This window comes from Kordia zhangzhouensis, from assembly GCF_001005305.1.
In the GTDB taxonomy this organism is placed as follows: domain Bacteria; phylum Bacteroidota; class Bacteroidia; order Flavobacteriales; family Flavobacteriaceae; genus Kordia; species Kordia zhangzhouensis.
This window is the reverse complement of record NZ_LBMH01000006.1, coordinates 177,944-203,316: the sequence shown is the minus strand read 5'-3', so window position 1 is coordinate 203,316 and position 25,373 is coordinate 177,944. Positions and strand designations below refer to the sequence as shown.

At 34.4% G+C, this 25,373-nt stretch carries 35 protein-coding genes; 34 read left to right on the top strand and 1 reads right to left on the bottom strand.

What is annotated here, in order from left to right; translation table 11 throughout:
- Position 1 precedes the first annotated feature (1 nt).
- From rpsC to ctlX, 32 genes are all read left to right on the top strand, one after another.
- Positions 2-724: a 30S ribosomal protein S3 gene (rpsC, locus tag AA088_RS11265; RefSeq protein ID WP_046745099.1), complete on the top strand. Its 723-nt coding sequence runs from the start codon at positions 2-4 to the stop codon at positions 722-724.
- A 20-nt stretch (positions 725-744) separates the two neighbouring features.
- On the top strand, positions 745-1,164 hold the full coding sequence (gene rplP / locus AA088_RS11260; protein ID WP_046745098.1) for a 50S ribosomal protein L16: 420 nt from the start codon (positions 745-747) through the stop codon (positions 1,162-1,164).
- 11 nt (positions 1,165-1,175) lie between these two features.
- The gene (gene rpmC / locus AA088_RS11255; RefSeq protein ID WP_046745097.1) at positions 1,176-1,367 is read left to right on the top strand and encodes a 50S ribosomal protein L29; all 192 of its coding nucleotides are present in this window, start codon (positions 1,176-1,178) and stop codon (positions 1,365-1,367) included.
- 17 nt (positions 1,368-1,384) lie between these two features.
- Positions 1,385-1,642 carry a 30S ribosomal protein S17 gene (gene rpsQ / locus AA088_RS11250; RefSeq protein ID WP_007094979.1) on the top strand — a complete coding sequence of 86 codons (258 nt, stop codon included), beginning with the start codon at positions 1,385-1,387 and terminating at the stop codon, positions 1,640-1,642.
- Positions 1,643-1,644: 2 nt separating this feature from the next.
- Positions 1,645-2,013: a 50S ribosomal protein L14 gene (rplN, locus tag AA088_RS11245; protein ID WP_007094978.1), complete on the top strand. Its 369-nt coding sequence runs from the start codon at positions 1,645-1,647 to the stop codon at positions 2,011-2,013.
- 13 nt (positions 2,014-2,026) lie between these two features.
- Positions 2,027-2,338 carry a 50S ribosomal protein L24 gene (gene rplX / locus AA088_RS11240; protein WP_046745096.1) on the top strand — a complete coding sequence of 104 codons (312 nt, stop codon included), beginning with the start codon at positions 2,027-2,029 and terminating at the stop codon, positions 2,336-2,338.
- 2 nt (positions 2,339-2,340) lie between these two features.
- On the top strand, positions 2,341-2,892 hold the full coding sequence (gene rplE / locus AA088_RS11235; protein ID WP_046745095.1) for a 50S ribosomal protein L5: 552 nt from the start codon (positions 2,341-2,343) through the stop codon (positions 2,890-2,892).
- A 1-nt stretch (position 2,893) separates the two neighbouring features.
- Positions 2,894-3,163, top strand: coding sequence for a 30S ribosomal protein S14 (gene rpsN / locus AA088_RS11230; protein ID WP_046745094.1), 270 nt, complete (start codon positions 2,894-2,896; stop codon positions 3,161-3,163).
- A gap of 64 nt (positions 3,164-3,227) precedes the next feature.
- Positions 3,228-3,626 (top strand): 30S ribosomal protein S8, encoded by a 399-nt coding sequence (gene rpsH / locus AA088_RS11225; RefSeq protein ID WP_046745093.1) that lies wholly within the window; start codon positions 3,228-3,230, stop codon positions 3,624-3,626.
- Positions 3,627-3,644: 18 nt separating this feature from the next.
- Complete coding sequence (gene rplF, locus AA088_RS11220) at positions 3,645-4,187, top strand: 50S ribosomal protein L6 (protein WP_046745092.1); 543 nt, start codon at positions 3,645-3,647, stop codon at positions 4,185-4,187.
- Between the two features lie 9 nt (positions 4,188-4,196).
- Positions 4,197-4,550 carry a 50S ribosomal protein L18 gene (gene rplR / locus AA088_RS11215; RefSeq protein WP_046745091.1) on the top strand — a complete coding sequence of 118 codons (354 nt, stop codon included), beginning with the start codon at positions 4,197-4,199 and terminating at the stop codon, positions 4,548-4,550.
- Between the two features lie 6 nt (positions 4,551-4,556).
- A complete protein-coding gene (gene rpsE, locus AA088_RS11210) occupies positions 4,557-5,081 on the top strand; it encodes a 30S ribosomal protein S5 (RefSeq protein WP_046745090.1) in 525 nt (174 codons plus the stop codon).
- Between the two features lie 12 nt (positions 5,082-5,093).
- Positions 5,094-5,273 carry a 50S ribosomal protein L30 gene (gene rpmD, locus AA088_RS11205; protein WP_046745089.1) on the top strand — a complete coding sequence of 60 codons (180 nt, stop codon included), beginning with the start codon at positions 5,094-5,096 and terminating at the stop codon, positions 5,271-5,273.
- Between the two features lie 15 nt (positions 5,274-5,288).
- Complete coding sequence (gene rplO, locus AA088_RS11200) at positions 5,289-5,741, top strand: 50S ribosomal protein L15 (RefSeq protein ID WP_046745088.1); 453 nt, start codon at positions 5,289-5,291, stop codon at positions 5,739-5,741.
- Positions 5,742-5,756: 15 nt separating this feature from the next.
- Positions 5,757-7,097, top strand: a complete 1,341-nt coding sequence (gene secY, locus AA088_RS11195) for a preprotein translocase subunit SecY (RefSeq protein WP_046745087.1) — start codon at positions 5,757-5,759, stop codon at positions 7,095-7,097.
- A gap of 2 nt (positions 7,098-7,099) precedes the next feature.
- Complete coding sequence (infA, locus tag AA088_RS11190; protein WP_007094967.1) at positions 7,100-7,315, top strand: translation initiation factor IF-1; 216 nt, start codon at positions 7,100-7,102, stop codon at positions 7,313-7,315.
- A 4-nt stretch (positions 7,316-7,319) separates the two neighbouring features.
- Positions 7,320-7,436 (top strand): type B 50S ribosomal protein L36, encoded by a 117-nt coding sequence (ykgO, locus tag AA088_RS18020; protein ID WP_074978891.1) that lies wholly within the window; start codon positions 7,320-7,322, stop codon positions 7,434-7,436.
- A gap of 2 nt (positions 7,437-7,438) precedes the next feature.
- Positions 7,439-7,813 carry a 30S ribosomal protein S13 gene (gene rpsM, locus AA088_RS11185; protein ID WP_046745086.1) on the top strand — a complete coding sequence of 125 codons (375 nt, stop codon included), beginning with the start codon at positions 7,439-7,441 and terminating at the stop codon, positions 7,811-7,813.
- An 81-nt stretch (positions 7,814-7,894) separates the two neighbouring features.
- A complete protein-coding gene (rpsK, locus tag AA088_RS11180; RefSeq protein WP_046745085.1) occupies positions 7,895-8,284 on the top strand; it encodes a 30S ribosomal protein S11 in 390 nt (129 codons plus the stop codon).
- A gap of 81 nt (positions 8,285-8,365) precedes the next feature.
- Positions 8,366-8,971 (top strand): 30S ribosomal protein S4, encoded by a 606-nt coding sequence (gene rpsD / locus AA088_RS11175; RefSeq protein ID WP_046745084.1) that lies wholly within the window; start codon positions 8,366-8,368, stop codon positions 8,969-8,971.
- 25 nt (positions 8,972-8,996) lie between these two features.
- On the top strand, positions 8,997-9,989 hold the full coding sequence (locus AA088_RS11170; protein ID WP_046745083.1) for a DNA-directed RNA polymerase subunit alpha: 993 nt from the start codon (positions 8,997-8,999) through the stop codon (positions 9,987-9,989).
- 60 nt (positions 9,990-10,049) lie between these two features.
- Complete coding sequence (rplQ, locus tag AA088_RS11165; protein ID WP_046745082.1) at positions 10,050-10,520, top strand: 50S ribosomal protein L17; 471 nt, start codon at positions 10,050-10,052, stop codon at positions 10,518-10,520.
- An 80-nt stretch (positions 10,521-10,600) separates the two neighbouring features.
- Positions 10,601-11,416, top strand: coding sequence for an FkbM family methyltransferase (locus AA088_RS11160; protein ID WP_046745081.1), 816 nt, complete (start codon positions 10,601-10,603; stop codon positions 11,414-11,416).
- A gap of 14 nt (positions 11,417-11,430) precedes the next feature.
- Positions 11,431-12,543, top strand: a complete 1,113-nt coding sequence (gene carA / locus AA088_RS11155) for a glutamine-hydrolyzing carbamoyl-phosphate synthase small subunit (RefSeq protein ID WP_046745080.1) — start codon at positions 11,431-11,433, stop codon at positions 12,541-12,543.
- A gap of 22 nt (positions 12,544-12,565) precedes the next feature.
- Positions 12,566-13,174, top strand: coding sequence for a hypothetical protein (locus AA088_RS11150; RefSeq protein ID WP_157547161.1), 609 nt, complete (start codon positions 12,566-12,568; stop codon positions 13,172-13,174).
- Between the two features lie 154 nt (positions 13,175-13,328).
- Positions 13,329-14,618 (top strand): phosphopyruvate hydratase, encoded by a 1,290-nt coding sequence (gene eno / locus AA088_RS11145; protein ID WP_046745078.1) that lies wholly within the window; start codon positions 13,329-13,331, stop codon positions 14,616-14,618.
- Positions 14,619-14,785: 167 nt separating this feature from the next.
- Positions 14,786-15,820 (top strand): hypothetical protein, encoded by a 1,035-nt coding sequence (locus AA088_RS11140; RefSeq protein WP_046745077.1) that lies wholly within the window; start codon positions 14,786-14,788, stop codon positions 15,818-15,820.
- Between the two features lie 12 nt (positions 15,821-15,832).
- Entirely contained in the window at positions 15,833-16,357 is a 525-nt protein-coding gene (locus tag AA088_RS11135; protein ID WP_046745076.1) for a DUF350 domain-containing protein, read from the top strand.
- A 228-nt stretch (positions 16,358-16,585) separates the two neighbouring features.
- Positions 16,586-17,875: a citrate synthase gene (locus AA088_RS11130; RefSeq protein ID WP_046745075.1), complete on the top strand. Its 1,290-nt coding sequence runs from the start codon at positions 16,586-16,588 to the stop codon at positions 17,873-17,875.
- 72 nt (positions 17,876-17,947) lie between these two features.
- Entirely contained in the window at positions 17,948-18,865 is a 918-nt protein-coding gene (locus AA088_RS11125; RefSeq protein WP_046745074.1) for a dimethylarginine dimethylaminohydrolase family protein, read from the top strand.
- Between the two features lie 38 nt (positions 18,866-18,903).
- Positions 18,904-19,716, top strand: a complete 813-nt coding sequence (locus tag AA088_RS11120; protein WP_157547159.1) for a transporter — start codon at positions 18,904-18,906, stop codon at positions 19,714-19,716.
- Positions 19,717-19,816: 100 nt separating this feature from the next.
- Positions 19,817-20,752, top strand: coding sequence for a citrulline utilization hydrolase CtlX (gene ctlX, locus AA088_RS11115; RefSeq protein ID WP_046745072.1), 936 nt, complete (start codon positions 19,817-19,819; stop codon positions 20,750-20,752).
- Positions 20,753-20,900: 148 nt separating this feature from the next.
- On the opposite strand, the gene AA088_RS11110 is transcribed toward ctlX, so the two are convergent.
- Positions 20,901-22,349, bottom strand: a complete 1,449-nt coding sequence (locus tag AA088_RS11110; protein ID WP_046745071.1) for a hypothetical protein — start codon at positions 22,347-22,349, stop codon at positions 20,901-20,903.
- Between the two features lie 326 nt (positions 22,350-22,675).
- On the opposite strand from AA088_RS11110, the gene AA088_RS11105 reads away from it, so the two are divergent.
- Positions 22,676-23,089 (top strand): RrF2 family transcriptional regulator, encoded by a 414-nt coding sequence (locus AA088_RS11105; protein WP_046745070.1) that lies wholly within the window; start codon positions 22,676-22,678, stop codon positions 23,087-23,089.
- Between the two features lie 77 nt (positions 23,090-23,166).
- On the top strand, positions 23,167-25,275 hold the full coding sequence (gene argS / locus AA088_RS11100; RefSeq protein ID WP_046745069.1) for an arginine--tRNA ligase: 2,109 nt from the start codon (positions 23,167-23,169) through the stop codon (positions 25,273-25,275).
- The last annotated feature ends 98 nt before the right edge of the window (positions 25,276-25,373 follow it).

Below are 25,373 nucleotides of genomic sequence, written 5' to 3'. Positions count from 1 at the left end.
TATGGGACAAAAGACAAATCCAATCGGAAATCGCCTTGGTATCATCAGAGGATGGGAATCTAACTGGTACGGAGGTAATGACTATGGAGATAAACTTGCTGAAGACGATAAAATCAGAAAGTATATCCATGCTCGTTTATCTAAAGCTAGTGTTTCTAGAGTAATTATTGAGCGTACGCTTAAACTTGTAACCGTTACTATCACTACGGCTCGTCCTGGTATCATTATTGGTAAAGGAGGTCAAGAGGTAGACAAGTTGAAAGAGGAGCTTAAGAAGATTACAGGTAAAGAAGTACAGATCAATATCTTTGAGATTAAAAGACCTGAGCTTGATGCAAATCTAGTGGCTGCTAGTATTGCGCGTCAAATTGAAAACAGAATTTCATACAGAAGAGCTATTAAAATGGCTATTGCGGCTGCAATGCGTATGAATGCTGAAGGAATCAAGGTGCAAATTTCTGGTCGTTTAAACGGTGCGGAAATGGCACGTTCAGAATCGTATAAAGATGGTCGTATTCCTTTATCAACTTTCAGAGCAGATATCGATTATGCATTACATGAAGCTCATACTACTTATGGTAGATTAGGAGTGAAAGTATGGATAATGAAAGGTGAGGTGTATGGTAAGAGAGAATTGTCGCCTTTAGTTGGAATGTCTAAAAAGCAATCTACCAAGAGCGGAAACAATTCAGGAGGAAAAGGAAAATCTCGTCGTAGAAAGTAATTTTTTAAAGCAAAAGAAAAATGTTACAGCCTAAAAGAACAAAATATCGTAAAGTACAGAAAGGGCGAATGAAAGGGAACTCTGGTAGAGGTCACTTGCTTTCTAACGGTATGTTTGGAATTAAATCATTAGATTCAAACTTTTTGACATCTCGTCAAATTGAAGCTGCCCGTGTTGCGGCAACTCGTTTTATGAAAAGAGAAGGTCAATTATGGATTAAAATTTTTCCAGATAAGCCAATTACAAAAAAGCCGCTTGAGGTACGTATGGGTAAAGGTAAAGGTGCTCCAGAATATTGGGCAGCTGTTGTAAAACCTGGAAGAATTATTTTTGAAGTAGGAGGTGTTCCTTTGGAAGTTGCCAAAGAAGCATTACGCTTAGCTGCTCAAAAATTACCAGTAAAAACTAAGTTTATTGTAGCTCGTGATTACGACGCTTAATCTTTATAATTATGAAACAATCAGAAATTAAAGAATTATCTGTAGCTGAGTTACAAGACAAACTAAAGGAGTTAAAGAAGAATTACTCAGATTTAAAAGTAGCGCACGCTATCTCTCCTTTAGATAATCCAATTCAGTTGCGTTCAGTAAGAAGATCTGTTGCTAGAGTAGCTACTGAACTAACTAAAAGAGAATTGCAATAATTGAATTCTACTGACAGATGGAAAAAAGAAATTTAAGAAAAGAGAGAATAGGTGTTGTTACAAGTAACAAAATGACGAAATCAATTGTGGTTTCTGAGGTAAAAAGAGTAAAACACCCTATGTACGGTAAGTTCGTGTTAAAAACAAAAAAATATGTTGCACACGACGAAAAGAACGATTGTAACATTGGTGATACTGTAAAAATAATGGAAACTCGTCCATTGAGTAAAACTAAATGTTGGAGATTAGTTGAAATCATTGAAAGAGCTAAATAATTATGGTACAACAAGAATCAAGATTAAAAGTAGCAGATAACACGGGAGCTAAAGAAGTGTTAACTATCCGTGTATTAGGAGGAACGAAAAGACGTTACGCTTCTGTAGGTGATAAAATTGTTGTAACTGTAAAAGATGCAACTCCTAACGGAAGTGTTAAAAAAGGACAGGTTTCTACGGCAGTTGTTGTACGTACTAAGAAAGAAGTTAGAAGGCCAGATGGTTCATACATCCGTTTTGATGACAATGCTTGTGTACTTTTAAACCCAACTGGGGAGATGAGAGGAACACGTGTATTTGGACCTGTAGCTAGAGAACTTCGTGATAAGCAATTCATGAAAATTGTATCATTAGCGCCAGAGGTGCTTTAATACATTGTGTAAGATGACAAAACTAAAGATAAAATCAGGAGATACAGTACGAGTAATTGCTGGAGATCATAAAGGATCTGAAGGTAAGGTGCTTACTGTGCTTCGTGAAAAGAATAAAGCGATTGTTGAAGGTGTAAATATGGTGTCTAAGCATCAAAAGCCTAGTGCTCAAAACCCTCAAGGAGGAATCGTTCAGAAGGAAGCACCTATCCATATTTCTAACCTATCTTTGTTGACTTCAAAAGGAGAAACAACAAGAGTTGGGTATAGAATGGAAGGAGATAAGAAAGTAAGGTTTTCTAAAAAATCTAATGAAGTATTATAGTTATGGCTTATATTCCAAGATTAAAAAAAGAGTACAAGGATAGAGTTATCCAAGCTCTTACAGAAGAATTCGGATACAGCAACGTAATGCAAGTTCCAAAACTTGAAAAAATTGTTTTAAGTAGAGGAGTTGGTGGAGCTGTAGCTGATAAGAAGTTAATTGACCATGCTATTGAAGAGTTTGGTAAAATAACTGGTCAAAAAGCCGTAGCTACTATTTCTAAAAAAGATGTCGCTTCATTCAAGTTACGTAAAGGAATGCCAATTGGTGCAAAAGTTACGTTACGTGGAGAGAAGATGTATGAATTCCTTGATAGATTGACTACTACAGCCTTACCTCGTGTAAGAGACTTTGGTGGTATTAAAGCAAATGGTTTTGATGGAAGAGGTAATTATAACTTAGGAATTACTGAGCAAATTATTTTTCCTGAAATAAATATCGATAAGGTAAACAGAATTGCTGGAATGGATATTACATTTGTAACTTCTGCATCAACAGATAAAGAAGCTAAATCATTATTAACAGAATTAGGATTACCTTTTAAAAAGAATTAATATGGCTAAAGAATCAATGAAAGCCCGTGAGGTAAAAAGAGCAAAATTGGTTGCTAAGTATGCTGAAAAAAGAAAAGCTTTGAAAGAAGCTGGAGATTATGAGGCATTGCAAAAGTTACCAAAAAATGCTTCTCCAGTTCGTACGCACAATCGTTGCAAGCTTACTGGAAGACCAAAAGGGTACATGCGCCAATTTGGTATTTCTCGTGTAATGTTTAGAGAAATGGCAAACAAAGGATTAATTCCTGGAGTAAAAAAGGCAAGTTGGTAAAATTATAAATTGGTTTCAGGTTTGATGTTAACACATCGAAAACCAAAACCGCAAATTCATAAATATGTATACAGATCCAATAGCGGATTATTTGACAAGAATAAGAAACGCTAGCAGAGCAGGACACAGAGTTGTTGAAATTCCAGCTTCAAAACTTAAAAAAGAGATTACCAAGATTTTATTTGATCAAGGGTATATCTTAAGCTATAAGTTTGAAGATACAACAGTACAGGGGTCAATCAAAATCGCTTTAAAGTACGATAAGATGACAAAAGAACCTGTAATCAAGAAAATTCAAAGAATTAGTACGCCAGGTTTACGTAAGTATGCTGGAGCTAATGATCTTCCAAGAGTATTGAACGGATTAGGAATTGCGATTGTATCTACTTCTCACGGAGTAATGACAGGTAAGCAAGCTAAACGTGAAAATGTTGGAGGTGAAGTTTTATGTTACGTTTACTAATTAAAAAGACTAACGGAAATGTCAAGAATAGGTAAAAACCCAGTAAGTATTCCAGAAGGAGTTACTGTAGATATAAAAGAAGGTCAGGTAACCGTAAAAGGGAAACTAGGAGAATTGACTCAACAAGTTGATGGAGTTACTATCAAACAAGAAGAAGGTCAAATCGTTCTAGAACGTCCATCTGATAGCAAAGATCATAGAGCAAAACACGGTCTATATAGAGCATTAATCAACAATATGGTTGAAGGTGTATCTAAAGGATTTACTAAAGAACTAGAACTAGTGGGAGTTGGATACAGAGCAAGTAATCAAGGACAACGTTTAGAGTTAGCTTTAGGATTTTCTCACAATATTGTTATGGACTTAGCTCCAGAAGTGAAAGTTGAAACAGTATCTGAGAAAGGTAAGAACCCAATTATAAAATTAACTTCTCACGATAAACAATTAGTAGGTCAAGTAGCTGCTAAAATCCGTGCGTTCCGTAAGCCAGAGCCTTACAAAGGAAAAGGAGTTAAATTCGTTGGAGAAGTATTAAGAAGAAAAGCAGGTAAATCAGCTTAATAATTAATTATGGGATTATCAAAGACTGAAAGAAGACAAAGAATTAAAAACAGAATCAGAAAAATCGTTGGTGGTACTGAAGCTAGACCAAGATTGTCTGTTTTTAGAAGTAATAAAGAAATTTATGCTCAAATTATCAATGATGTAGATGGTAAAACATTAGTTGCTGCTTCATCAAGAGATAAAGATATCAAAGCTGAAGGAACAAAGTCAGAAATAGCAGCTCAAGTTGGGAAAGCAATTGCTGAAAAAGCCTTAAAAGCAGGAATTGAAACAATTTCATTTGATAGAGGTGGATATTTATACCACGGAAGAGTAAAATCATTAGCTGAAGGAGCTAGAGAAGGAGGACTTAAATTCTAAGAAACTATGTATCAGAAATACAAAAACGCAGAATTAGTAAAGCCAGGTGGACTAGAATTAAAGGATCGTTTGGTAGGAGTACAACGTGTAACTAAAGTTACTAAAGGTGGTAGAGCTTTTGGTTTCTCAGCTATCGTAGTTGTTGGAGACGAAAACGGTGTTGTAGGACACGGTCTAGGAAAATCAAAAGATGTTGCTACAGCAATTGCAAAAGCAATTGAAGATGCAAAGAAAAACCTAGTTCGTATTCCATTACAAAACGGAACATTGCCACACGAGCAAAAAGGTAAATACGGTGGAGCGAGAGTATATATTCAACCAGCTTCTTCGGGTACTGGAGTTATCGCTGGTGGAGCTGTACGTGCGGTATTAGAAGCTGTTGGAGTTCACAATGTATTATCAAAGTCACAAGGATCATCAAACCCTCACAATGTAGTTAAAGCAACATTTGATGCATTATTACAATTGAGAGATCCAAGAACTGTGGCTAAGCAAAGAGGAATTTCTTTAGAGAAAGTATTTAAAGGATAAATCAAGGATAAAATGGCAAAAATTAAAGTAACACAAGTAAGAAGCAAAATTAGTCGTCCTCAAGATCAAAAGAGAACACTAGAAGCGCTAGGTCTTAGAAAGATCGGTCAGGTGGTTGAGCATGAAGCTACACCAAACATCCTTGGAATGGTAAATAAAGTTAAACACTTAGTTTCTGTAGAAGAAGCTTAAAAATAACAACTGGTTATGGATTTAAGTAACTTAAAACCAGCTGAAGGTTCAGTTCAAAGTAATAACAAAAGAGTAGGTAGAGGTCAAGGATCTGGTAAAGGTGGTACTGCCGCAAGAGGACACAAAGGTGCTAAATCTCGCTCTGGTTATTCAAAGAAAATTGGATTCGAAGGTGGACAAATGCCTTTACAAAGACGTGTTCCTAAGTTCGGTTTTAAAAATATAAACCGTAAAGAATATCAAGGTGTAAACTTAGATAAACTTCAGGAATTAGTGGATGAAGGTAAAATCACAGATACTGTTGATTTGCAATTATTAGTAGCGAATAGAGTAGCTAGAAAGAATGATTTAGTGAAAATCCTTGGAAGAGGTGAGCTAAAATCAAAATTAAAAGTTACAGCACACAAATTCACAGCTTCAGCTAAAGCAGCAATCGAAGCAGCAGGAGGAGAAGCAGTAACTTTATAATTTTCACATAGAAGCATGAAAAATTTTATTGACACAATAAAAAATATTTGGAAAATTGAGGAACTAAAAAACAAAATTTTAGTAACTCTTGGACTTTTACTTGTATACCGATTTGGTGCACAAGTGAGTCTTCCAGGTATGGACTATACAAAACTTGGCGCAGAGTTTGCCGGTAATTTCGATAACGGACTTGGAGGTCTATTAAACATGTTTACTGGAGGAGCTTTCGCTAAGGCTTCTGTATTTGCATTAGGAATTATGCCATACATATCTGCTTCTATTGTAGTACAGTTGATGGGAATCGCAATTCCTTACTTACAAAAACTTCAAAAAGAAGGAGAGAGTGGACGTAAAAAAATCACTCAAATCACAAGATGGTTGACAATTCTTATTTGTTTGGTGCAAGCACCGTTCTACTTATGGGGATTAGGTCAATTAGGTGTTCCAAATGAAGCTTTTACTGTAGGTAGAGGTCTTGATTTCATCATTCCTTCCGTAATTATTCTTGTTACAGGAACCATTTTTGCAATGTGGTTAGGAGAAAAAATCACAGATAAAGGAATCGGTAATGGTATCTCATTATTAATTATGGTGGGAATTATTGCATACATGCCACAAGCATTTGTGCAGGAATTTGTTTCTAATTCAGGAAAGCCAATGTTAATTCTAATCGAGATAGTTATTTGGTTGGCAATTATTCTAGCAAGTGTTCTGTTGGTAATGGCAGTTCGTCAAATACCAGTACAGTATGCTAGAAGAACAGCAACAGGTGGTTACGAAAAGAATGTATTTGGCGCAAGACAATTTATTCCATTAAAATTAAATGCATCAGGAGTAATGCCTATCATCTTTGCACAGGCATTGATGTTTGTGCCTACAGCTCTTGGAAAAGGATTAGGTGCAGAATCTACTGTAGGACAGTGGATGCAGGCAAATTTTCAAGATGTATTTGGTTTATGGTACAATGTTTTATTTGCATTTTTAATCATCATATTCACTTACTTCTACACGGCTATCACAGTGCCGACAAACAAAATGGCAGATGATTTGAAAAGAAGTGGAGGATTTATTCCAGGGATTCGCCCAGGTGGAGAAACTGGAGAATACTTAGACAAGATAATGTCTCAAATTACCTTGCCAGGTTCGATTTTCTTAGCATTGATCGCTATTTTTCCAGCAATCGTTGGAAACATCCTTGGAATCCAACAAGGTTGGGCATTATTCTTCGGAGGAACATCGTTGCTAATTATGGTAGGAGTTGCTATTGATACCATGCAACAAATAAACTCATACTTGTTAAACAGACATTATGATGGTTTAATGAAAACTGGTAAAAATCGTAAAGTAGTTGCATAATTATGGCTAAACAAGCTGCAATAGAACAAGATGGAACAATTATAGAAGCATTATCAAATGCTATGTTCCGAGTAGAATTAGAAAACGGTCACATCGTAACGGCTCATATTTCAGGTAAAATGCGTATGCATTACATAAAATTATTACCTGGAGATAAAGTAAAATTAGAAATGAGTCCTTACGATTTAACAAAAGCAAGAATTACTTATAGATACTAAAATCATGAAAGTAAGAGCATCATTAAAAAAGAGAAGTCCCGAGTGCAAAATTGTGCGTCGTAAGGGAAGATTATACGTAATCAATAAAAAGAATCCTAGATTTAAACAAAGACAAGGATAGTTATGGCAAGAATCGCAGGAGTAGACATTCCAAAACACAAAAGAGGTGTTATCGCATTAACATACATCTTTGGAGTAGGTAAAAGTAGAGCTAAAGAAGTTTTAGCTGCTGCAAACGTAAGTGAAGATACGAAAGTATCTGATTGGACAGATGATGAAATCGGAAGAATTCGTGAAGCTGTTGGAGCTTACACAATTGAAGGTGAATTACGTACCGAAGTACAATTAAACATCAAACGTTTAATGGATATCGGTTGTTACAGAGGAATTCGTCACAGATCAGGACTTCCATTAAGAGGTCAACGTACGAAAAACAACTCTAGAACAAGAAAAGGTAGAAGAAAAACTGTTGCTAACAAGAAAAAAGCAACTAAATAATTAACATAGATGTTGGTAATTGGTACAAAGTAGTACGAGTTTATCATACTACAACACTATCAAAACCTTAATACTAAAAGTATGGCAAAGTCTAACAAGAGTACAAAAAAACGTAAAGTAATAGTTGAGTCTGTTGGAGAAGCGCACGTAACTGCATCTTTCAACAATATCATCATATCACTTACTAACAAAAAAGGAGATGTGATTTCTTGGTCATCTGCTGGGAAAATGGGCTTTAGAGGTTCTAAAAAGAACACTCCATATGCAGCTCAAACTGCAGCAGAAGATGCTTCAAGAGTAGCACACGAAGCTGGTTTACGTAAAGTAAAAGTATATGTGAAAGGTCCTGGAAACGGAAGAGAATCTGCAATCAGAACTATTCACAATGCTGGAATTGAAGTAACAGAAATTATTGATGTTACTCCATTACCACACAATGGATGTAGACCTCCTAAAAGAAGAAGAGTATAATTAATTATTTTTTCACTGAGAGATTAACGATCATCGAAGGACAGCCTTAATTCATGATCACTCTCATAATCATTATTAGAAATGGCAAGATATACTGGTCCAAAAACTAAAATTGCTCGTAAATTTGGTGAAGCAATTTTCGGAGACGATAAATCTTTTGAAAAAAGAAACTATCCTCCAGGGCAACATGGAAATAACAGACGTAGAGGTAAAAAATCCGAATACGCAATCCAGTTGCAAGAAAAACAAAAAGCAAAATACACGTACGGAATTCTTGAGCGTCAGTTCAGAAACTTGTTTAAAAAAGCAAACAGTAGCAAAGGAATTACCGGTGAAGTATTATTACAATTGTGTGAGTCTCGTTTAGACAATGTAGTATACAGAATGGGTATTGCTCCAACAAGAAGTGGTGCAAGACAATTAGTATCTCACCGTCACATTACTGTAAATGGTGAGTTAGTAAATATTCCTTCATACACATTAAAAGCAGGTGATGTAGTAGGAGTAAGAGAAAAATCAAAATCTTTAGACGTAATTGAGCGATCTTTGACTAATTCTAGCAATGTGTACGAATGGATCACATGGAATGGAGATAAAAAGGAAGGTACATATGTATCAGTTCCTGAGAGACTTCAAATTCCTGAGAACATCAAAGAACAATTAATCGTAGAATTATATTCTAAATAATAAATAATCAGAAAGTATTCTTAATATGGCATTATTAAACTTCCAAAAGCCCGACAAAGTTATCATGATTGACTCATCTGAGTTCGATGGCAAATTTGAATTTCGTCCTTTAGAACCTGGTTACGGGCTAACTATCGGGAACGCATTAAGAAGAGTACTTCTATCATCATTGGAAGGTTTTGCGATTACTTCTGTACGAATCGACAAAGTAGATCACGAATTTTCAACGATTTCTGGTGTTGTAGAAGATGTAACAGAAATTATTCTAAACCTTAAGCAAGTTCGTTTCAAACGCCAAATAGATGATATTGATAATGAATCAATTTCAATCTCAGTTTCAGGTAAAGAACAACTTACGGCTGGTGACTTCCAAAAATTCATTTCTGGATTCCAAGTATTAAATCCTGATTTAGTGATTTGTAACATGGATCCAAGTGTGAACATTAATATGGAAATCACTGTTGAAAAAGGTAGAGGATATGTTCCTGCTGAAGAAAATAAAAAATCAAATGCTCCTTTAGGAACTATCTTTACAGACTCTATTTATACACCTGTAAAGAATGTAAAATACAGCATAGAAAACTATCGTGTTGAGCAAAAAACTGACTACGAAAAGCTAGTTTTTGAAATCATTACAGATGGTTCTATCCATCCAAAAGAAGCATTGACTGAAGCAGCAAAAACATTAATTCATCACTTCATGTTATTCTCTGATGAGCGTATCACTCTTGAAGCAGATGAAATTGCACAAACAGAAACATATGACGAAGAGTCATTGCACATGCGCCAATTATTGAAAACTAAATTGGTTGACATGGATCTTTCTGTAAGAGCATTGAACTGTTTAAAAGCTGCAGAAGTAGATACTTTAGGAGACTTAGTATCTTACAACAAAAACGATTTAATGAAGTTCAGAAACTTTGGTAAAAAATCTTTAACAGAACTAGAAGAATTAGTGAATGTAAAAGGATTAAGTTTCGGAATGGACTTATCAAAATATAAATTAGATAAAGATTAATTCCTTTGTAATTTGCTCCTCAAACGAGTCGAAGCAAGATAAAGGTTAAAAACAAATGTCATGAGACACGGAAAAAAAGTAAACCACTTAGGTAGAAAAACGGCTCACAGAAAGTCAATGTTAGCTAATATGGCTTGTTCTTTAATTGAGCACAAACGTATCAATACAACAGTTGCTAAAGCAAAAGCGTTAAAGCAATTTATTGAGCCAATTGTAACTAAGTCGAAAGAAGATACAACGCACAATCGTCGTTTAGCATTTAGTAAACTTAGAAACAAATACGCAGTTACTGAATTGTTTAGAGAAGTAGCGGTAAAAGTAGCTGACAGACCAGGTGGTTATACAAGAATTATTAAATTAGGAAATCGTCTAGGAGATAATGCGCAAATGGCATTAATCGAGTTAGTAGACTACAACGAAACGTACAATACTGAGAAGAAATCGAAATCTACAAGACGTAGTAGAAGAAGTGGTGGAAAGAAAACTACACCTGTAGTAGAAACTCCTCAAGCTTCTAACGAAGAAGAATAATGAAAATGAATTCGTAACATATTAAAGGATAAACTTTTTAAGTTTATCCTTTTTTTATATCACAAACCGAATACTTTAAAATGGTCCAATTTGTAAAATCATTAGTTCCTAAAAAGCTTAAAAAGTTTATCAAACAAAAATTGCTAAACAAAGGATATGTAACGAAGCCTGCTTATGTAGCCTCTTTCATGCAAAATGAATTTACGCTCGATGCTACTATCGCTTATAATAAATATGGTGGTTATTGCACGCCGTATTCCGTACAAAAAGAATCGGTTGTTCAAGCTATTTTGAAAGGAGAAGTATATGAACCTGATACGATTCAATTCATTATTAATCATGCTGGTGATAGCGATGTGATACAAGCAGGAGCATTTTTTGGTGATTTTTTACCAGGAATTGCTAAAAACATTTCTAAAAATGCCAAAGTTTGGAGCTTTGAGCCAAGTTTAGAATTTTTTAGGTGTGCCGATATTACAATACGAATCAACAATTTAAAGAATGTAGAACTTTTTCAAGTTGGTTTAGGCGCTGAGAAATCATCACTAAAACTGCAAGTTGCTACAGAAGATGGACGACAATTAGGTGGTGCAAGTAGAATAATTGATTCAGAAAATGGTAAATTTGTACCCATTGTCATTGAAACGTTAGATAGCATCATTCCAAAGGACAGAAATATCTCAATCATACAATTTGATTTGGAAGGTTTTGAAATTCCTGCACTCAAAGGAGCTATTGAAACAATCAAACGATGCAAACCTATTTTAATATTAGAAATATTATCACACAATGATATTTTAACAAACACATGGTTCAAAGAAAATATTCTTTCTTTGGGCTACCAAATCACAGGAAAAGTACACAACAACACAATAATTACAATAGAACACAACTAAACAAGCATAGCAATATGAAATATCAAACTCGACAAAAAGCGCTATTACTTTTAGAAGATGGAACTATTTTTTACGGAAAAGCAGTGGGACAACCTGGTACTGCTTTTGGTGAAGTATGTTTCAATACAGGAATGACTGGATATCAAGAAATTTTTACAGACCCCTCATATTTTGGCCAATTAATGGTAACTGCTAATGTGCATATCGGAAACTACGGAACGGCTGAAGACGAAATGGAATCTGAAAGTGTGAAAATAGCAGGGTTAATCTGTAAAAGTTTTAGCTATGAATATTCTAGAGATGCTGCAGATAGTTCTTTAAAAGATTTTTTAGAAAAAAATAATCTATTTGCAATTTCTGATGTAGATACAAGAGCGTTAGTAAGCTATATTCGAGATAATGGAGCAATGAATGCTGTTATCTCTACAGATGTAGATAAAATTGATGAATTAAAAGCAAAACTAGCAGAAGTACCAAGTATGGCAGGGTTGGAATTGGCTTCTAAAGTATCTACCAAAGAGCCATATATATATGGAGATGAAAATGCAACATATAAAATTGCAGCACTCGATATTGGTTGCAAAAAGAATATCTTACGCAACTTAGCTAAACGTGATGCTTGTATCAAAGTATTTCCATACAATACAAGTTTTGAAGAGATGAACGCTTGGAATCCTGATGGATACTTTTTGTCTAATGGACCAGGAGATCCTGAACCTCTAGAAGATGCGATTAACTTAGCAAAAGAAGTAATTGCACGTGATTTACCACTATTTGGAATTTGTTTAGGACATCAAGTAATTGGATTGGCCAATGGCATATCAACTTACAAAATGCATAATGGACACCGTGGAATTAATCATCCAGTGAAAAACATGATTACAGGAAAAGGAGAAATAACTTCTCAAAACCACGGATTTGCAATCAATAGAGAAGAAACAGAAGCAAATGCCAATGTTGAAATCACACATGTGCATTTGAATGATAATACAGTGGCGGGAATTCGTATCAAAGACAAAAACTGCTTCTCAGTACAATATCACCCGGAAGCAAGTCCTGGACCTCATGATGGAGAATATCTATTTGATCAATTCATTGAAAATATAGCTAAAGTAAAGACGGCATAAACGAAAAAATAAAATTCTTACTATGCGCACAATCTTTATTTTATTCATGGTAGCATCACTTGTAGTTTCTTGTAAAGAAGAAAAGAAAACAGAAACGCCAATTGTTTCTGAAAGTAAAAAAATCAGTACAACAACTACAGAACAACCATTATCAACAGATACTGAACAGTTTTTAGCAACTTCAATAGCTTATTTTAAAAACTGTAAGGAAAATGCAGTGAATAGAAATGATTGTCGAAATAGCATTACGAAGATGATTTCGGAATTCTATAAAATAGAAGACTTTAAAAATGATTTAGGTGAATATGTAATATACGATAGCATACAACCTATAGTAGCACAATCTAGAGCATGGGAAAAACTTGGAAATGCTAGCAACCAAGATGTGCTTGCAAAAGCACAAAATACTGCGAATGCAGGAAAAGCGACCATTGCAATTGATGTTTCTGAAAGTTACGGACAAGTGGCTATGATTTTAGAAGGAAAACTTACGCAATCAAATGCATGGCAACGAGAAGTGCCAAATGCAGCAGTACTTGTAAATTATAGTGCAGACAAGTCGTTCATGAATAAACCTTTATCATATGCTTTCAAATCTCCTCAACATATTGTGCTATACACTAAAAAATAGTTGCACTATTTTATGAGGAAAACGTTTTCGCATTTTATAAAAATAAGTAAATAGAACACATTCGTAGAATATCCGTAAAAGCAACGACAGAGCGTATAAAACTTATGATAGTTTCGTAAATTAGCCAATACAGAAAATAAAAGACACAAAGAAAATGAGCAGAATTATAAACATTCACGCAAGACAAATATTAGATTCAAGAGGAAACCCTACAGTAGAAGTAGATGTAGTTACTGAAAATGGAATTTTGGGAAGAGCAGCTGTTCCTTCAGGAGCTTCTACGGGAGAACATGAAGCAGTAGAACTAAGAGATGGAGGCACTGCATATATGGGAAAAGGAGTTAGCAAAGCTGTTGCGAATGTAAACACAACCATTGCAGAAGAACTAATGGGAATCTCTGTTTTTGAACAAAATCAAATAGATCAACTAATGATCAATCTTGATGGAACACCTAATAAAGGAAACTTAGGAGCAAACGCAATATTAGGTGTGTCATTAGCGGTTGCAAAAGCGGCTGCCAATGAACTAGGAATGCCTTTATACAGATATGTTGGTGGTGTATCTGCAAATACATTACCTGTACCAATGATGAACATCATCAATGGTGGTTCACACTCTGATGCGCCAATCGCATTTCAAGAATTTATGGTAATGCCAGTAAAAGCCAAAAACTTTACGCATGCTATGCAAATGGGGACCGAAATTTTTCACCATCTAAAAAAAGTATTACACGACAGAGGATTAAGTACAGCTGTGGGTGATGAAGGTGGTTTTGCGCCAACTTTAGATGGAACCGAAGATGCGTTGGATACCATTTCGAAAGCAGTAAAAAATGCAGGATATAAGTTAGGAGACGAAGTTATGATTGCTTTAGATTGTGCTGCTGCAGAATTTTACGTAGATGGCGCATATGACTACTCAAAATTTGAAGGAAGTACAGGAAAAGTTCGTACTTCACAAGAACAGGCAGATTACTTGGCAGAGTTAGCAGAAAAATATCCAATCATCTCAATAGAAGATGGAATGGATGAAAACGATTGGGAAGGTTGGAAATACTTAACTGAGAAAATAGGAAACAAAGTACAATTGGTGGGAGACGATTTGTTTGTAACCAATGTAGAACGTTTGTCAAGAGGAATTGAAAATAATATTGCCAACTCTATCTTGATTAAAGTAAACCAAATTGGAACATTAACAGAAACTATTGCAGCTGTTAATATGGCTCACAATGCAGGATACACTTCTGTAATGTCTCACCGTTCAGGAGAAACAGAAGATAATACAATTGCTGATTTAGCCGTAGCCTTGAATACAGGACAAATAAAAACAGGTTCAGCATCACGTTCTGATCGAATGGCAAAATACAATCAACTGCTACGAATCGAAGAAGAACTAGGAATGGTAGCGTATTATCCACAAGGGAAGGCTTTCAAAGTAAACTAGTTTATTACAAACAGATATTTATAAAAAACGAGTTTCTATTCAGAAACTCGTTTTTTATTTTTAATAAATATATGAAGAAAAAGAAAATGTAAAATGTGCATACTAAAAACAAAAAATCCGCAATTCTTCGTATATTCAAGTTTGAAAAAAGATACTATCTTTAACACATGACAGAATCACCAAAACCAAACGGCTGCTTCGTTTCTTTTCAGCGAATATTCTCAGGTTTACTAGCACTTGTAGCAACCGTTTTTTTAATAGCTGTCATTTTTAGTCTCGTAGCTGAAGTAAAAATTCAAGGAGCATCCTTATTAGTACTTGTGGCAAGTAGTTTTTTTGTTTTGCGCTATCTGTGGAAAAAAGTAGCCGTCAAATCAGTATCTAACAAGCAAGTATTCAAAAATATACTATCTAGTTTTTTTAGGACAATTATTGTAATTGTTCTATTTACAGTTATCCTAATCATCTTAAAAGACAACTATCATAGCAATGATATTACTAGAACAGATGATGATTCACAAACAGAAATTGTAGAAACTACAGAAGGAGAAGAAACAATTCGATACATTATCAATAAAATGCGTTGGAGAGATTTTGATGGAGATCGTTATCAGATGAATTTCAAAATAGCCGAAAACAATGTACAAAAGTCCAAAACCAATAGAGAAAGCTATCGTTATACTAGAAATTTTACTTGGGGACAATTCTATAAACACATGGCAGATCATGATCAGCCATTATTAGAGCATCTATATACTGAATTTAGTAAGATTCAAAAACAAAGAAAAATGAATCGTACAAAATTTGCTGAGTTCATTATTACGAGTATTCAAAATATTCAGTACAACTATATCAAATCGACACCATGTGACGGAACTGAAGATTATCCATGTGTTGGAAATGTGCGCTTAGGAATCTTTGCTCCGGTAGAATTCAGTGCCAATCTTAAAGGCGACTGTGATTCACGTACAGTATTGCTATTTGTCTTGTTGGCAAAATTCAACTATGAGGTGGCTATTCTGAACAGTGATCAATACAAACACTCTGTATTAGGGATTAATGTGCACGCACGAGGAAAATATAAAACTTACAATCGAAAAAAATACTACTTTGTAGAAACAACAGCAACAGGATGTCCGATAGGATACCTGCCTAACAATGTATCTACATTGAGCTATTGGAACTTCGTATTAGTCAACTAAAAAAACAAAGACATGAGAACCGATCTATTCTATTTAGCGTTAAGTCAAATGATACTTTCCATCATTTTGGCAATAGTAATCTTCTTTATCTCTTATAAAATATTAATTCGAATATTTAAACTTAAAGAAGAAAACCTAAATGATTCCAACTTAGCCTTGAGCATCTTCTTTTCGGGGATTATTTTTAGTACAGGCTACTTACTAAGTGGAATTATTCCTTCCATTATTAGTGCTATAGAGATGCTTAAAATTCATGCAAAAGAAAACCTGTTCATGGAAATTCTTAAATACTCTTCTTTATCACTATTCGTTGGATTTTTATTGGCAGGTGTAATTCACTTTAGTTCTTTTATGCTAGCAAAATCATTAACAAAACACGTTGACGAAGTAGGAGAGTTAAAGAAAAATAATTTGGCGGTTGCTATTCTATTGGCTACAATTCTGATCTCTATAACAATCATTTCTAGAGATAGTTTAGTATTCTTAATAGAGTTATTTTTACCACAACCTACTGTAGTTGAATACACAGCGATGTAAGGAAATAAAAACATTCAGCTATAAAGAAAAAAGACCTTTGTACTGCTACAAAAAAGGGGTGTAGTCTATTCGTTTATTAGAAATGAGAAATCGTTAATTATTGTTTATGGATTAAATCAATTTTATTAATAATACAATAACCAAATCATTTGGTTATAAACTTTATAATTAGCGCGATATTTAGTAAATTCGCATACTTTCTAAAATTACATTAATTCAAACATAAATATGTCAGATAATATAGCTACGTTAGAAATCAAAGGTGAGAAATATGAGTTCCCTCTAATCCATGGAACAGAAAATGAAACTGCCATTGATATCAAAAGTTTAAGAGGATCTACAGGTGGAATTATTACTATTGATCCAGGGTACAAAAACACAGGTTCTTGTGAAAGTGCTATTACGTTTTTAAATGGTGAAAAAGGAATACTTCGATACAGAGGATATGCCATTGAAGCTCTAGCAGAAAAAGCAGACTTTTTGGAAGTTGCGTATCTATTAATTTTTGGTGAATTGCCAACAAGTGAGCAACTAACTAAGTTTTATAAAGACATAAAAGCACAATCTGTAGTTGATGACGATGTAAAGAAAATATTAGATGCGTTCCCTAAAAGTGCACATCCTATGGGTGTGTTAGCATCATTAACAAACGCATTGACAGCATTCAATCCTTCTTCTGTAAATGTTGATTCTGAAGAAGATATGTACAAAGCAATCGTAAAAATACTAGGAAAATTCCCAGTGTTAGTTGCGTGGACAATGCGAAAAAAACGAGGACTTCCGTTAGATTATGGTGATTCTTCTTTAGGCTATGTTGAAAACGTTTTAAAAATGATGTTCAAGCAACCTAATGAAGAGTATAAATTAAATCCAATCATCGTTAATGCTTTAGATAAGTTATTAATTCTACATGCCGACCACGAGCAAAACTGTTCTACATCTACAGTTCGTATTGTAGGTTCGTCTCACGCAGGTTTATTTGCGTCATTAGCTGCAGGAATCTCTGCATTGTGGGGACCATTGCATGGAGGAGCAAATCAAGCTGTATTGGAAATGTTAGAAGCAATCAAGGAAGATGGTGGCGACACGAAAAAGTACATGGCTAAAGCTAAAGACAAAGATGATCCGTTCCGTTTGATGGGATTTGGGCATAGAGTGTATAAAAACTTTGATCCAAGAGCTACAATTATCAAAAAAGCTGCTGATGAAGTATTGGGAGACTTAGGAGTGGAAGATCCAATTCTAGATATTGCTAAGGGATTAGAAAAAGAAGCCTTGGAAGATTCTTATTTTGTAGATAGAAAACTTTATCCAAACGTTGATTTCTATTCAGGAATCATCTACAGAGCTATGGGAATTCCAACAGAAATGTTTACTGTAATGTTTGCGCTTGGTCGATTGCCAGGATGGATAGCACAATGGAGAGAAATGCGTTTGCGCAAAGAGCCAATTGGTCGTCCGCGTCAAGTATACATTGGAGAAAACCATAGAGAATTCAAAAATATCGCTGATAGATAATTTTAAAAACAATACATAAAAGCTTCATAGGTTTCATACCTGTGAAGCTTTTTTACTATATACCAAATACGTATGTTAGCACTACACGTAAACGATGAAACTTCAAAACTAAAAGCAGTAGTATTAGGAACAGCTGAAAGTTGCGGGCCAACTCCTAAGGCTGAAGACTGTTACGATCCCAAATCCAAACAACATGTTTTGGCAGGAACCTATCCTCTTGAAAAAGATATGATTCCTGAAATGGAAGCTGTAGCGAAAGTCTTTGAAAAATATGGCGTTCAAGTATTTCGTCCAAAAGTTATAGAAGAATACAATCAAATATTTTCTAGAGATATTGCTTTTGTGATTGAAGATAAATTCATCAAATCTAACATACTACCCGATCGTGCTCGCGAAATAGAAGCCATTCAGCATGTAATAGATCAAATTGATCCAGCTCACATCATAACTCTTCCCGAAGAAGTGCATGTAGAAGGTGGCGATGTAATGCCTTGGGGCGATTATATCTTTGTAGGAACCTATTCTGGAGAAGATTATTCAGATTACATAACGGCACGTACTAATATGGATGCCGTAATTGTATTGCAAGAACTATTTCCAGAAAAAACTGTCAAATCATTCGAACTTCGCAAATCCAATACCGATCCTAAAGAAAATGCATTGCACTTAGATTGTTGCTTTCAACCAATAGGAAAAAATAAAGCAATACTACACAAAAATGGGTTTCTTATAGAAGAAGAATATCAATGGTTGGTGAACTTCTTTGGAGAAGAAAACATTTTTGAAATCACAAAAGAAGAAATGTATAATATGAACAGCAATATTTTTTCTATTTCTCCTAAAGTGGTCATCTCAGAACAAAACTTTACTCGTTTAAATACGTGGTTGGAAGCAAATGGATTTACGGTAGAAAAAGTACCTTACGCTGAAATTGCAAAACAAGAAGGCTTATTGCGTTGTAGTACAATGCCACTCATACGAGAAGCGTAAGTTTTATGTGTTCAATTAGACTAAGTTCAAAAAAAACTATGTCTAGACAAGTACTACGCTTTGTGTATACTTTTATATTGATGTGTATTGTATATAAAGGAACTGCACAAGGAGCAATCAGTGGTTTTTACAACCAAAAAGGAGCGACTACATTGGTAGCTGGAGTTGGATTTGAAGACACTAAAAACTATTATATTGGTCGTGAAAAGAGTAATCTGGGAAGAAATCTATACAGTATTTCTCTCTTTGGTATCTATGGAATCTCCGATAAGTTCAACATACAAACATCATTGCCGTATTTGTCTAGTGATGACCAAAGCGGATTACAAGATTTACAACTTTTTCTCAAATATCAAATCTATCAAAAACAAAAAGAAACTTACAAGTTAGAATTGTCTTTGGCTACGGGTTTTTCTACCAACATAAGTAACTATGAAGTTGGTGGACTCAACGATCTCGGGCAACGTGCAAAAATTATCGAAACACGTGCGTTGTTACATTACCAGCAACCATCAGGTTGGTTTGCAAATTTACAAAGCGGATTCTCATATAAACTGGAAGAAGTCCCGAATAGCTTACCATTAACGTTTAAAATTGGAAAAGCAAGTGCCAACAATTATTTTGATATTTGGTATGACTTTCAATATGCCTTTGGAGGAATTGATTACCGTGGTACACCAGCACCACAAAACTTCAGAGAATTGGGAGTTGGCTATCATAAAGTAGGAGGTACATATCACTTTTCTATCTCTACAAACTCTGGTCTATATATAGCGCCTTCATATGTAATTAGTGGTAGAAACGTATTTCAAGGAGTTGCATACTATGCTGGATTTACCTATCAATTATAGTACAAAAAAGCGCAAAAATCCTTTTCAAAATAAGCACACACTATTTTACTTTTTTGCGTAGCTTTACTACCTAAAAAGTAATTACAAAAGTTTAGGTAGCATGCGACAAATTACCAATACCATCTTGATGGTGCGCCCAGTTGCTTTTCGTATGAATGAGCAAACAGCAGTAAATAATTATTACCAACAAGAAATAGACAGTCTTAAACCCAATACAATCCAATCAAAAGCACAAGAAGAGTTTGATGCTTATGTAGAAAAGCTACGTGGAATTGGTGTCAATGTGATTGTTATTCAAGATACTGAAGAACCAGATACGCCAGACTCAATATTTCCTAACAATTGGGTTTCTTTTCATCAAACAGGAAACGTAGCTTTGTATCCAATGTTTGCTGAAAATCGTCGTTTAGAGCGAAGAGAAGATGTTTTTGAAATATTAGAAGAACACGGATTTTATATAAAAGATGTAATTGACTATACATCGGCTGAAGAAGAAGATGTTTTTTTGGAAGGTACTGGAAGCATGACGCTTGATCGAGTTCACAGAAAAGCTTACTGTGCCTTATCACCTCGTGCAGATGAATCTTTATTTATAGAATTTTGTGAAGATTTTGAATATACACCTGTGGTTTTTACTGCCTATCAAACCGTTGAAGGGCAACGTAAAGAAATTTATCATACCAATGTGATGATGTGCTTAGCAGAAACTTTTGCGGTAATCTGCTTAGAATGTATAGACGACAAAAAAGAGCGAGAAGCGGTTAAAAAACACCTCAAAGAAGATGGCAAAGAAATCATTACAATTACCGAAGCACAAGTAGAAAAATTTGCAGGAAATATGCTGCAAGTAAAAGGGAATGATAACCAAGCATATTTAGTGATGAGTGCTTCTGCTTATGGAAGTCTTACAGACAGTCAAATCAAAACAATAGAAAATCATTGCAACATTTTATACAGCGATATAGAAACTATTGAAACTTGTGGTGGCGGAAGTGCCCGTTGTATGATGGCAGAGGTCTTTTTGCCTAAAAAATAAGAAGCATAATAAAGTTTGCGTTGTACCAGGTATTACATGCTACACAACTTACAAAGCTTGCTATGACATAAAGAAGCCTGAGAAATTGTTTCTCAGGCTTTTAGTTTTATATTGTCTAGTTTCAAAAACTAGAAAAGGCAAAAGATAATTACTTTCCGCAATTGCTATATTCTTCAATAATCTGTTTGAGGTTTTCCTCGTTCTTTACATCAAATTCACCAGCTTTTAAATCGTCAGCAAGTTGTTTGCAATTCTTAACATATTTTGCCAATGCTTTAGAAAGTTTTTCATTATTTCTATCGTCAATCATGAAACCTACCTTTTCATCTGCCACTTTGATAACATAAGTGCCTTCTTCTCCAGGTTTTGCTAAGAGCATATTTCCGTTCTCTTTATAAATTTCTTCATAAAAATAAGAGTTGTTAAAACCAAAATTAGAAGCATTCGCCATCTTTTTTAAAGCATTTCCTTTAGTTTTCATTCCGTGGAAAGTTTTAGTCACTCCTTCGTCAACCGCTGTAAAAGAAATGTCATCTTTGGCTGAAAATTTCTTGATACGTGTTTTTCCTTTTTCATTTTCATAGCGAATACTAATATACTTTCCGTAGTTGTCAATAGAATTCATGTCGTGCAATCCAGAAACTTCCTGTCCAGGTTCTAAGACTAACTTCTCAAAAATCACATACACAGTTCCTGTATATTGTTGTCCTTTCGCATCTGTTATGGTTCCAGGAACACCATAAAGATTTACACTATTTTCTTTGGCTATTTTCACCTTTTCTTTGTGTAATTCACTTTTATACTGTTTGGCTTGACGACCAAATACATAACCACGACCCACCATTTCTTCTACAAAAAGTTGTCCAAATGTTCTTGAAAAACGATTCGTAAACATAGTTTTTGAGCCCTCGTCAAATTGAAAAGTTTCGTCAGTATAGGTCTTTACTTCTGCCGCAGTTGAACCAATTTTACTACTTTCTTTGGCAGTAGCTACTCGAATGCCATCTAAATCAGTAATCACATAGGCTTTCTCTGAAGCAGAATAATACACTTTTCCAACAATTTTAGTGCCTTGTGCTCCACCAAAAGTAATCGTGCCGTTAGGTTTTACATATGGTTTGTAACGTCCTACAGTTTGTTTGCGTTTGTCAGCTTCTAATTTGGCTTCTGCAGCAACTTTCATATACTTTTCACTAATTGATTCACGCTTTTCAGCAAAAAAACTAGCTACCACTTCTTTATTGATTCCATCGGAGGTTATCAAACCATATTTTTCACTCAATAAGCGAATTATAATTTTCTTTGTATTAAAAGAAGTTTGTAAAATTTCATATGGAATTTCAGTTTTAGTACCTTCTGCGGAAGTCATTTCTAAGTACTGATGATCTTGAATAGAAGAAATTGAGAAGGCTTTATAAGTTGCATCAAAAGCTTTTTCGCCAGATAGATACTTAAAAGTATATGAATTTCGCTCGCTACCTTCTTCAATTAGCGCTACTTCTTTAGTATCAAAGAGAATCTTATTTTTTTTAATCTTAATTTTTTGGCTAATGGCCAATACTGGAAGTAGCAGTAATAGGAATACGATTTTTTTCATGAGAAAGTTTTAATTTATGATATGATTGGTGGCTAAAGTACTAAAATAAACCTAACAGAATGAGTGTTTTAGAAAAATTATACGTCAGTCATACTCACAGAAATAGTAGAAACTCACAGAAATATGTAAGCATTTATCTTTCAATGGATAAAAAAGAATTGTATTGAACTCGTAAAAAACACATGAGGATTTTAAAAAATTAGTAAATTTTATAACTAAAAATCAGATAATTAACAATTACTTTTGTTTTTAATAAACAACCCTTTATTTTTACGTGCTAGATTGGAATGCCTCGAAAACGTACCATGACTAGAAATTGATATTACATGCTTTCTAAAAAGACTAAATACGGAATTAAAGCATTAAGTTACATCGCGCAAAAAGGCAACACTTCGCCTGTTTTAATATCAGAGATTGCCGAGGAAGAAAACATCTCTAAAAAATTTCTTGAGGCCATTTTATTACAGCTTAAAAATAACGGTTTATTAGGTTCTAAAAAAGGAAAAGGCGGTGGATACTATCTTATAAAAACTCCTCAGGAAATTAAGGTAGCTGCATTAATTAGGATTTTAGAAGGTCCTATAGCAATGCTTCCATGTGTAAGTTTGAACTTTTATGAAAAATGTGATGATTGTCCAGACGAGACCAAATGCGGATTGCACCATATCATGTTGGAAGTACGAGACAATACGTTGGCAGTTTTAGAGAACAAAACCTTACAAGATTTGGCTACATTGTAAAACATTATTATCTCCATAAAGTTTTCGTAATACATTCTTAATAATTAATATCTTTGCACCTTAAATTTTTAAGTGTAATGAATATTCAAGAAGTATTAGCAGTAAAAGTCAAAGAAGCATTTCAATCCTTATACAATGCCTCACTTGATGAGGTAGAGTTTCAAGCTACACGAAAAGATTTTGAAGGGGATATCACGGTTGTGATATTTCCAATGTTACGCGTTAAAAAGATGAATCCTGCACAAATGGGAGAGGAAATTGGAGCATACTTGATGGCTAATGTTGATGCAGTAGAAAGATATAATGTGGTAAAGGGCTTTTTGAATCTTGTGATTGACGACAGCTATTACTTAGATTTTTTTACAGAGGTGTTCAAGAACAATTACTTTGGGCATAAAACACCAAAAGAAGGTGAAAAAGCAGTTATGGTAGAATATTCCTCGCCGAATACCAATAAACCATTACACTTAGGGCATATCCGAAATAACTTGTTAGGATACAGTGTTGCAGAAATTATCAAAGCTTCCGGAAAAAAAGTATATAAAACACAAATCATCAACGATCGAGGAATTCACATTTGTAAGTCCATGTTGGCGTGGCAACGTTTTGGTAATGGTGAAACGCCACAATCTACAGGATTGAAAGGCGACAAATTGGTAGGGAACTACTATGTTGTTTATAATAATAAATTGAAAAAAGAACTTAAGCATATTTTTAATATTGCAATAAAGGAGTTTCAGGAGATTAGAGATAAAAGAAAAATTAATTCTTCGGTTTTAAGATCAATAGATAAAGAATTGAAAATAAATCTTATCGCTGAAGCATATAATAGAGCTTTATATAAATATTTATATTATAAAAGAGAGATTAATGATTATTCAAAAATATTGAATGAGAGTTATTCTACAAGAAAATTATTGGAAGAGAACCCACTTTCTTTTAATTCATATGATAAGGCAAAAGCAAAATTTAGCGCTCAAAACATAAATGTTTTAAACTTCATAGAAAATAAGAAAATAGAATTCCCGAATAAAAATTCTAAAAAAATATTTGGAATTTTAAAGAAGGAGCTAGAATTAATAGCTCCGATTCATCAAGAAGCGCAAGAAATGTTACGCCAGTGGGAAGCAGGAAATCCTGAGGTGGTTGCCTTATGGGAACAGATGAATCAATGGGTATATGATGGTTTTGCTGAAACATATGTAAATCTGGGAGTTGATTTTGACGCATTATACTATGAAAGTGACACTTATTTGTTAGGAAAAGACTTTGTTGAAGAAGGCTTAGAAAAAGGGGTGTTTTATAAAAAAGAAGACGGTTCGGTTTGGTGTGACTTGACTGATGAAGGCTTGGATGAAAAAATCGTGTTACGTGCCGATGGAACTGCAGTATACATGACACAAGATATTGGAACGGCAATTCAGCGTGTAAAAGACTATCCAGATGTAGGTGGAATGATTTACACCGTTGGAAACGAGCAAGATTACCACTTTAAGGTATTGTTTTTAATCTTGAAAAAACTTGGTTTTGATTGGTCTAAAAACCTATATCACTTGTCATATGGAATGGTTGATTTGCCAAGCGGAAAAATGAAAAGTCGTGAAGGAACTGTAGTGGATGCAGATGATTTAATGGTAGAAATGGCTGCAACAGCGAAAGAGATTTCACAAGAGTTAGGAAAGTTGGATGGCTATTCGGAAACAGAAAAAGAAGCATTGTACAAGATTATCGGAATGGGCGCATTGAAGTACTTTATCTTAAAAATAGATCCTAAAAAGCGTATCCTTTTTGATCCTAAAGAATCTATTGATTTTGCAGGAAATACAGGGCCATTTATTCAATATACCTATGCACGTATTCAATCAATTTTGCGAAAAGCAGATTTTGACTACTCAAAAGAAATCGGTGGTATTGAATTGGACATTCGTGAAAAAGAAATTCTAAAACAATTGCAAGGATATCCAGATACGGTACAATTGGCAGCCAATAATCAAAGTCCTGCAATTATTGCCAACTATACGTATGATTTGGTAAAGTTGTACAACTCATTTTTTCAAAATATTTACATTTTAGGAGAAGAAGACGAAGACAAAAAAATCTTCCGAGTACAATTGTCTAAAAAAGTAGGAGACACCATAAAACTAGCCTTTGGTTTATTGGGAATTGAAGTGCCGGAACGTATGTAATACAGTCCTACTGAACTTGATTGAGTATCTTAATTATAATAAAAAACTAAACAAAAGCACGTGTTTTTAAGGAACATGTGCTTTTATTTTTTAATATA